This window comes from Pedobacter sp. 01N416, from assembly GCF_056399685.1.
The window spans coordinates 1-5,388 of the sequence record NZ_JBFTRT010000520.1 but is presented as its reverse complement, the minus strand read 5'-3'; the positions used below and the strand labels follow the sequence as shown (position 1 = coordinate 5,388).

General features: G+C 36.2%; 5 protein-coding genes and 1 pseudogene. All 6 read left to right on the top strand.

The window, feature by feature from the left end; genetic code table 11:
- The coding region (locus AC1DND_RS22785; protein ID WP_477584883.1) for an asparagine synthase-related protein at positions 1-670 on the top strand (670 nt) is incomplete at its 5' end.
- On the top strand, positions 598-1,326 hold the full coding sequence (locus AC1DND_RS22780) for a glucosamine inositolphosphorylceramide transferase family protein (RefSeq protein WP_477584882.1): 729 nt from the start codon (positions 598-600) through the stop codon (positions 1,324-1,326). The genes AC1DND_RS22785 and AC1DND_RS22780, both read left to right, overlap by 73 nt.
- The gene (locus AC1DND_RS22775) at positions 1,301-2,422 is read left to right on the top strand and encodes a glycosyltransferase (protein WP_477584881.1); all 1,122 of its coding nucleotides are present in this window, start codon (positions 1,301-1,303) and stop codon (positions 2,420-2,422) included. The genes AC1DND_RS22780 and AC1DND_RS22775 overlap by 26 nt, the downstream gene beginning before the upstream one ends.
- A gap of 120 nt (positions 2,423-2,542) precedes the next feature.
- Positions 2,543-3,634 (top strand): NAD-dependent epimerase, encoded by a 1,092-nt coding sequence (locus AC1DND_RS22770; protein WP_477584880.1) that lies wholly within the window; start codon positions 2,543-2,545, stop codon positions 3,632-3,634.
- A 212-nt stretch (positions 3,635-3,846) separates the two neighbouring features.
- Complete coding sequence (locus AC1DND_RS22765; RefSeq protein WP_477584879.1) at positions 3,847-5,058, top strand: pectate lyase family protein; 1,212 nt, start codon at positions 3,847-3,849, stop codon at positions 5,056-5,058.
- Positions 5,059-5,136: 78 nt separating this feature from the next.
- Positions 5,137-5,388: pseudogene (locus AC1DND_RS22760) on the top strand (glycosyltransferase family 4 protein); the annotation flags it as partial.

Genomic DNA, 5,388 nt, shown 5'->3' with positions numbered 1-5,388 from the left:
ACACAGCATTAGAAAAGCATTGGCAGGCTTAATTAGCCAATTGCCGAGCTATCGCCATAAATTAATTGCCATGGGTATTTCCATGGAAGATATAGAAAAGCTATATGTAAAAATGTTTGGCAATATGGAAAATTCTTGGGTAAAACAACCCGATCTGGCCAAGTATAACCCATTGATGCATATTTTAACCAATCCATCTAAACCTTTGTTAGAACGGATTTCTGATTTTGATATTAAAACCTATTTAAACGGAGATATCAACACCAAAGTAGATCGTGCTTCAATGGCCTTTTCGCTTGAATCACGTTCTCCTTTAATGGATTACAGAGTGATAGAGTTTTCTAGAAGCCTACCCACAGCATTTAAATACACCAATGGAAACCAAAAACGGATATTAAAAGATTTATTGTTCGATCGTGTTCCTGCACATATTTTCGATAGGCCAAAGGCTGGCTTTACCATGCCATTCCAGCATTGGTTCAGAAATGAATTAAAAGATTATGTGATGGATAATTTATCAGTCGATAATTTGAAGAACATCCCTGGCATTCATTTGAAAAGAACCCAAGAGATTATCAATGAGCATATGACCGGGAAGTGGAACAGGTATCCACAGATAGGATTTATTACGAAGAACTGGATTTTTGGAAAGGGAAGGGCGAGATTATGATGATTGATGGATTCGACTTCAAAAACAAGAAGAAAGTGCAGGGCATCAAGCCAGATGCGATCCATTTATCTTATCCCTATCTTATAGAAGAAAATGGTTGTTTATACTGCATTCCCGAAACGTCAGAAGCGAAAGAAATAGCACTCTATCAGGTTGACCAGGAGAATCCTAGCCAGTTAACCAAAATAAAAGTGCTGGTTAGTGGAAAAGCTTTTGTAGATAGCTCGATTATTTATCATGAAAATAGATATTGGCTTTTTACCAGTGTATCCGGAGATCATCATCACCTGTATATTTATCATTCAAAAACGCTAAACGGTCAATACACAGGGCATTATCAGAACCCAATTCCTGTAGAAAAAGAATTTTGCAGAGCTGCAGGGAGTTTATTTAAAGTTGGCAAATCACTGTACCGCCCTACACAAAATCCAATTAACCGCTACGGAGGCTCAATTATCATTAACGAAATTGAAACACTGAGCGAAAAAGCGTTTTCAACCATCAATAAATTCGAAATATTGCCAGACAAACCTTACAACAAAGGGCTCCATAACATCAGTTTCGCCAACAACATTATTGTAATAGATGGCAAGCGGAAAGTAATAAGCTTGATGATGCCGTTCAAAAAAATTGCTCGAAACCTTAAAAGGAAATAAATCGCCATTCGAAATGACAACACCAGAAAAAAGAATGATTTTTATTTCGTTAACCGATGCCCCCAATGGTGCTGAAAATGTGTTGTTGATGATGGCTACCGCTGTTAATGGCGAAATGTACTTTTTAAAGAAACACCCTTTTACAGGGCTTAAAATTTCTGAAGGGATTTCCAAAAAATACTTATCTAAAAGAACAATTTTTTGGGGTTTTGTAAAACTGATGCCAATACTCCGAAAATATAAAAAGGATGATGTGTTAATGAGTACGCACCCGTACTTAAATGCTTTTTTAGGCTTTTTAAAACGCATAGGTTATCTCAGGTCCAAATTAATTGTACGCGAATGCACTTCTGTTTTTACCCGTTTCACCGGAATTAAAAAACGCATTTATCAAATCATTTACCGCATTGGTTATCCGGCTGTAGATTTAGTAGTTTGCCAAACTACATTAATGAAAATACAACTGCTTGATCATAATGGCTTTTTATCGAAGCACAAAATATTGGTTCAACCCAATCCCGTCGATTTTAATAAAATCATTGCTAAATCTGATCAGCCTTTAATTAATGGCGATGCTAAACTCGATTTTATCTGCTCTGCAGGAAGGTTGATCCCAGAAAAAGGATTTCCGATTTTGATCAAAGCTTTTAAACTGATTCAGCAGGAATATCCCAAGCTGAAATTACTCGTACTTGGAGAGGGAAAAGAAAGAGCATCATTAATCAATATTATTCAGGAGAATAACTTAAGCGATTCGGTTTTTTTAAAAGGACAGATAGATAATCCGGCTCCTTATTTTAAACAGGCAAAACTTTGCGTGGTATCTTCCATAAAAGAAGGTTTTCCGAATGTACTGTTAGAAATGATGTCGGTAAACAGCGCAGTCGTATCCACACTTTGTGCAGGAGGCATCAGCGAAATTCCGACTATTACCAAAGTTGAAGTAAACAATGTAGAAGCCCTCGCCAAAGCGATGGGCGAAAAATTGAAACATAACCAAAATCAGGATGCCGAAACGGCGATGCAGTATCTGTACGGCCGTAGACCAGAAATATTTGCTCAATCTATTTTAAACGCATTGCAGCAACATAACTAAATCCAAAATATTAAACTAACTATTACCGTATTTTCTGATGGGATGCTTTGCTGTATCCTAAAAACTAATAATTAAGCCTTCTGTGAGGCCATTCTTAACTGTTTCTCAAACTTAAATTTTATGAAAATTCTAATTACCGGTACAGCCGGATTTATTGGTTTCCATTTGGCTAAACGCTTATTGGAAAGAGGAGACGTTGTTGTGGGCATTGATAACATCAACGATTATTATGATGTAAACCTTAAACATGCCCGCTTGGCTCAAACTGGTATTAACCATACTGATTTGGTTTACGGTATTCCTCAGGTAAGTGATAGGTATGAAAATTATACTTTCATAAAGTTGGATATCTGCGATAAAGAAAGTTTAGAAAATTGTTTTAAAACCTATCAGTTCGATGCGGTTTGTAATTTGGCCGCTCAGGCAGGAGTACGGTATAGTTTAACCAATCCAGATGCCTATATAGAAGCCAACATTAAAGGTTTTTTAAATATTCTGGAATGTAGCCGTCATTTTAAAATTGGCCATTTATTGTACGCCAGCTCTTCAAGTGTTTATGGATTAAATAAAAAAATGCCATTTTCTGCTCATGATAATGTAGATCATCCAGTTTCACTATACGCTGCTTCTAAAAAAAGCAACGAATTAATGGCACATGCTTATAGCCATTTATTTAATCTACCAACCACTGGTTTACGTTTCTTTACAGTTTACGGTCCTTGGGGCCGCCCGGATATGGCTTTGTTCTTGTTTACAAAAGCGATTTTAGAAGGCAAGCCCATCGAAGTTTTTAATAACGGGGAAATGAAAAGAGATTTTACATATGTGGATGATATTATTGAAGGCATTGTGAGGGTTTTTGATCAACCAGCACAGGCAAACCCAAACTGGAATAACCAAAACCCTGATCCAGCTACATCAGCAGCGCCTTTTGCCGTATTTAATATTGGGCGGGGGGCACCGGTTAACTTGTTGGATTTTGTTGAAGAAATTGAAAAAGAGACGGGATTAACCGCACAAAAAATATTTATGCCCATGCAAGATGGCGATGTGGCAGAAACATCAGCAGATATTGATGATTTAAAAAACTTATTAAATTATGAACCATCTGTTTCTGTGCACAAAGGTGTAAAGAATTTTGTGAACTGGTTTACAACTTTTTATCACCCAAATTTACAGTTGGAACCTAAAACAACTGTTGTTGCAATTTAGTTTGTCATGACTGTGTAAACTAGATGTATAATAAATTTTATAAAACTGAATTATTAAACTGTCATTTTACTATCTGTAAGCAATTGGTTTACAGTATAAGTAATGCCGAATATTAAGCCTATTATTTAATTATCAGCGTTTTAACTGCATTTTATTAAATGTACTCATTTATCGCATATAGCGTTAAGTTGTAAATTTAAAAAAAATAAAAAATGCAGAGAAAGACAAAATTGTTTAAAAAAGTGAGTTTAATTGGTTTAATGTTAACGACAATTATCTTCTTTAGTAATTGTAAAAAAAGTGTGAATGCCGATGATCAGTTGGCCGACAGTACAGAATTGTTTTCAAGCGATTCAACATCAGTATTAGCAGCTATTAAAGGAAGGTTTAGCCATTGGGGTACTACGGTAATATTTTCAGCGTCTGACAATACCGACCCAAGAACTAACGGCCGTTCTTATACCTATGTAATGGGCGGTACAAGTGCTGTTTTACCACCGGCAGAAACGGTAACTCCACCTGCAAATACAACTATAAATGTAGCCTTAGTAGGTTATGCTTTAGTAAATGGTAAAACAACAGGTGGCCAGGGTGGTGTCGAAACTACAGTAACAACCCTTGATCAATTAAAAGCAGCTGTTGGTGATAACATTACACGTACTATTTATGTAAGTGGTACCATTAAAGGCGCTGGTAAGGATATTGTTTATGTAAAATCAAACAAATCTATTATTGGTAGATCTGGAGCTGTTATTGAGGGTGTGAATCTATTTATTTATACAGTAAGTAACATTATAATTCAGAACATCACTTTTAAAAATTACGTAGAACAGGCAGCAGTGCAAATCAAAGATGCTGCTCACCATGTTTGGGTAGATCATTGCGATTTCTCTACAGATCGTACTCATGGCTGGGAATATTGGGGTAAAGATATTTGCATTACCAGAGAATCTGATTATGTAACTGTTTCCTGGAGTAAATTCCACGATACCAACCTATCAGTACTAATTAGTGGTGGTATCGAAGGTCACGAAGCAGATAAAGGTAAATTACATGTAACCATGCACCACAACATGTGGTACAATATTACCGAAAGAGAGCCATCAATGAATTATGGTAGTGTACACATGTTTAACAACTATCACCTTAACAACTCTGGTTACTCTATTGGTACAAGAGCAGGTGGTATAGTGAGAACAGATAATGAGTATTTCTCAAATTGTGTTAAACCATTAACTACAAAAGTGGCAAGTGATCCGGAAGGATATTTTAGCGGTATTACCACCAATATTTACGATAAATGTGGTGCAAACAATATAACAACGGTAGTTTCTACCTGGGTTCCAGAGTATGAGTATGCATCATTCCTTAACGATGCGGCGAGTGTGCCTGCAATTGTTACGGCAAATGCTGGTGCCAGGTAGGTAAAGCAAAACCTTCATATTTTTTCTGTAATAAGCCACCTGGATAGGTGGCTTTGCAGTTTAAATTAAAATTTTGACATGATGAATATAACAAGTAAAAAGATTTTTATCGTTTGCGACTCTTCCAGATCCCTGCTCGATTTTAGAGGGAAGCTGATCGAAAAAATGCAGCAACATAACCAGGTTTTTGTGTTTACACCAAAAATTGAACAAGAATCTGTTCGGAGTAAACTGAAAGAACTGAATGTAATTACCTACGAGAGTAAATTAGATGGTAGTAATGTTTCTATCATATCCGATTTAAGGTTTATCTTTTCGCTATATAAACTC

What these genes read in the sequence shown, in the direction of transcription:
- AC1DND_RS22765 (WP_477584879.1), top strand. Translation starts at nt 3,847, where the DNA reads ATGCAGAGAAAGACAAAATTGTTTAAAAAAGTGAGTTTAATTGGTTTA.
- AC1DND_RS22770 (WP_477584880.1), top strand. Translation starts at nt 2,543, where the DNA reads ATGAAAATTCTAATTACCGGTACAGCCGGATTTATTGGTTTCCATTTG.